The 3,292-nt window shown below is 49.2% G+C and carries 1 protein-coding gene and 1 pseudogene; both read left to right on the top strand.

The window, feature by feature from the left end:
* Window positions 1-1,103, top strand: a pseudogene (locus D908_RS04350) (terminase); the annotation flags it as partial.
* Window positions 1,100-3,187 carry a portal protein gene (locus D908_RS04345; RefSeq protein ID WP_005526299.1) on the top strand — a complete coding sequence of 696 codons (2,088 nt, stop codon included), beginning with the start codon at window positions 1,100-1,102 and terminating at the stop codon, window positions 3,185-3,187. The pseudogene D908_RS04350 and the gene D908_RS04345, both read left to right, overlap by 4 nt.
* Window positions 3,188-3,292: the final 105 nt, after the last annotated feature.

The raw sequence follows: 3,292 nt of genomic DNA on the forward strand, positions 1-3,292 counted from the left end.
AGTCCACGGCAGAAGGTGTCGGGGGCGATTTTTATACCATGTGCATGCGCGCCATGGAGCAAGCCAAAAGTGGAGTAGAGCTGAGTCGCGAGGATTATCAGTTTCATTTTTTCGCATGGTGGCAAGATCCAAAATACCGCTCAAAAGTACCGATAAATGGACTCGTTGTGCCGAAAGTGATGGCTGAGTACTTTTCCGGAGTCGAAAAATCGATGGGCTGCCAGCTCGATGATGAGCAAAAGCAGTGGTATTTAGAAAAAGAAGCCATGCAGGGCGAGGAGATGAAACAGGAATTCCCGTCAACGCCGCTGGAGGCGTTTTTAACCTCAGGGCGTCGGGTGTTCAATCCTGTTCATATTATGGCCGCGGAAGCGGATGTTCTTGCCCCCTTCTTGGTCTATGACCTTGAGCCTATGACGGGAAACCTAACTCGGGTGCACTCGATAGAGAGTCACGATCCGCTTCGCATGCAGCGTAATGCGATGAACCTTTTGCTGATGTGGGAAATGTTTGATGAGGATGAAGAGTATGCGCTGGGTGTGGATATTGCCGAAGGGCTAGAGCATGGCGACCGCAGTAGTATCGATGTTGTGAAAAAATCCGATGGTGAGCAAGTGGCCCACTGGTTTGGCTATATCGATGCTGAGTTATTGGCTTATCTGGTTAAACATATCGCGATTTTATACGGCAACGCTTACGTAATGCCTGAGCGTAATAACCACGGCCATGCCTTTATTCAAAAGCTTCGAGAAATCTACCCCACACCTTACATCTATTCAGAGCAATACCTAGATCGCGACAACGATGATGAGACGGTCAAGCTCGGCTGGTTAACCACCAAACAATCCAAACCTATCCTCACGGAAGGCATGAAGACGCTCTTTCAAAACGGCGTCTCTGGCATTCGTTGGATGGGGACTATTTCGGAATACCACAGCTATGTGTACGACAAAAAGGGAGCGATGAACGCTCAGGAAGGGTGTTTTGATGATCAAGTGATGAGTCATATGCTCGCCCAAGAAGCCCGTGCACGTATGCCAAAGCGTGTGAAGTCAGAAGACCTCAAACGCGATCCTTCTAACAATCATTGGCAGACCAAATGATGCAACACGCAAAACTCGATACTTTTATGCTGCGTATTCTCTCCGATATTGATGGCCAACCTGACTGGCGCAGTGCTGCTAAAGTTGCCACCGCGTACTACGATGGCGATCAGCTTGATCCGAGAGTCAAAGACAAGCTTAAACAGCGTGGCCAGCCCACCACAATCCATAACCTTATTGCGCCGACCATTGATGGTGTCCTCGGGATGGAAGCCAAAACGCGCACCGACCTTTTGGTGTGCGCAGATGATCCCGATGAACAAATGGAACTGATGGCGGAAGCCGTGAATGCCGAGTTTGCGGATGCGGCTCGCCTAGGTCGGCTCGATAAAGCACGCTCAGAGGCGTATGGGTCACAAATCAAAGCGGGTGTGGGTTTTGTTGAGGCATACCGAAATCCCAACCCGTTCGGGCCTAAATACAAAATCAAGCTTATCCCTCGTGATGAAGTGTTTTGGGACTGGTTCTCCACTGAACCCGACTGGAGCGATTGTCGTTGGGTGATGCGTATGCGCTGGATCGATATTGATGAGCTCGCGAGTTTGGTTCCCCATAAAGCGAAGGTACTGGAATACGCGAAAAAGGATTGGCGTGGATTTGTTGATGTCGAAAATCTCGAAGGGCTCGACCCACTGTTGACCAGTGCGCATGAGGCATTTAATCACTGGTCACGGGATCATTCGGAGTACTTATCCCATAACCGTGAGCGTATTCGTTTGCAGATTGTGTATGTGCGTCATATAGAACGCAAAGCCGTGCTTGAAACCCAAGATGGGCGTGTGATGGAGTTTGACCCGAACGATCTGGCTCATGCGATGGCACTGGCGATGGAGAGAGCCACATTGCGGCAGGCTCAAGTCAGCCGGATTAAAGAAGAGTGGTACGCCGGGATGTATCACTTATTGAGCCGTGACTGTGCCGCGCCTAATGGCCAGTTTCCCATCGTGCCGTTCTGGGGATTTCGCAAAGACGCCAGTGGTGAGCCCTATGGTCTGATTGCTCGGGCCATTCCAGCGCAAGATGAAGTCAACTTTAGGCGCATTAAATTGACGTGGTTACTGCAGGCCAAACGAGTCTTAATGGATGAAGATGCCACCAATATGAGCCAACAACAGGTTTTAGAAGAGGTTGAACGACCCGATGGCCTGATTAAGCTCAACCCACAGCGGAAAAACCAAAAATCCATCAGCGAAGTGTTTCAGGTTCAACAAGATTTCAATATCGCCGCGCAGCAATTTAATGTGATGCAGGATTCGATGAAGCTTATCCAAGATACCATGGGCGTTTATGGAGCCTTCTTGGGGCAAGAATCCAACGCGACCAGTGGGATTGCGATTGCCAATCTGGTGGAGCAAGGAGCGACAACGCTTGCCGAAATCAACGATAACTACAACTTTGGATCGCAGCTATTGGGTGAACTTCTACTGGGGTACATCCTTGAGGATATGCGTGAGCAGCACAATAAAGCGATTGTGATCAACCGCAATGACAAGCGAAAGCGCAAAACTGTGGTAATGAACCACGTCGATGAACAAGGGCTACTGACCAATGATCTAACCCGCTTACGCGCCCATATTGCGCTCGCTCCCATTCAACAAACTGCTGCTTACAAATCGCAGTTGGCAGAGCGAATGATGATGATCACCGCGCAGTTGCCGCCAGAGGTACAAATCACCGTGATTGATTTAGTGCTTGAGCTTACCGATGTGCCGAATAAGCAAGAGTTTATGGAGCGTGTCCGAGCGGCGCTGAATATTGAAAAAGAGCCGGAGGACATGACTGAGGAAGAGCAGGCCGAGTTAGCCGTGCAAAAGCAGCAGGAGCAACAGCTTCAGCAAAAGCAGCTTGAGTTGCAGATGCGTGAAATGGAGGCCAAGGTCCTCAAACTGGAAAGCGAAGCAAAGAACATCATGGCCAAGGCGCAGCGCGAAGAAGGTTTAACCGATAGCCAGCGCTACGACAATGCCAAAACCCAAGCCGAAACGAAGAGGATTTTGCAAGAAATCGAAAACCTCAATCTCGAAATGAGTCAAATGCAAAGCCAGATGCTGCAAACCGTAGAGGCCATGATTGAACAGATGTGACTCATGCTTGCGTCGTTTCGATAGAATTGAAAGGATTATAAATCAAGATACTGCTAAAAAATTTACCTTGCTAAAGACTTAATGTGGCTGACTTACTGATTTTAA

The organism is Vibrio mimicus CAIM 602 (assembly GCF_000338875.1).
Taxonomy (GTDB): Bacteria; Pseudomonadota; Gammaproteobacteria; order Enterobacterales; family Vibrionaceae; genus Vibrio; species Vibrio mimicus.

Bases quoted from the DNA above. Each gene is read 5' to 3' on its own strand.
- D908_RS04345 (WP_005526299.1), top strand. From the start codon at position 1,100: ATGATGCAACACGCAAAACTCGATACTTTTATGCTGCGTATTCTCTCC.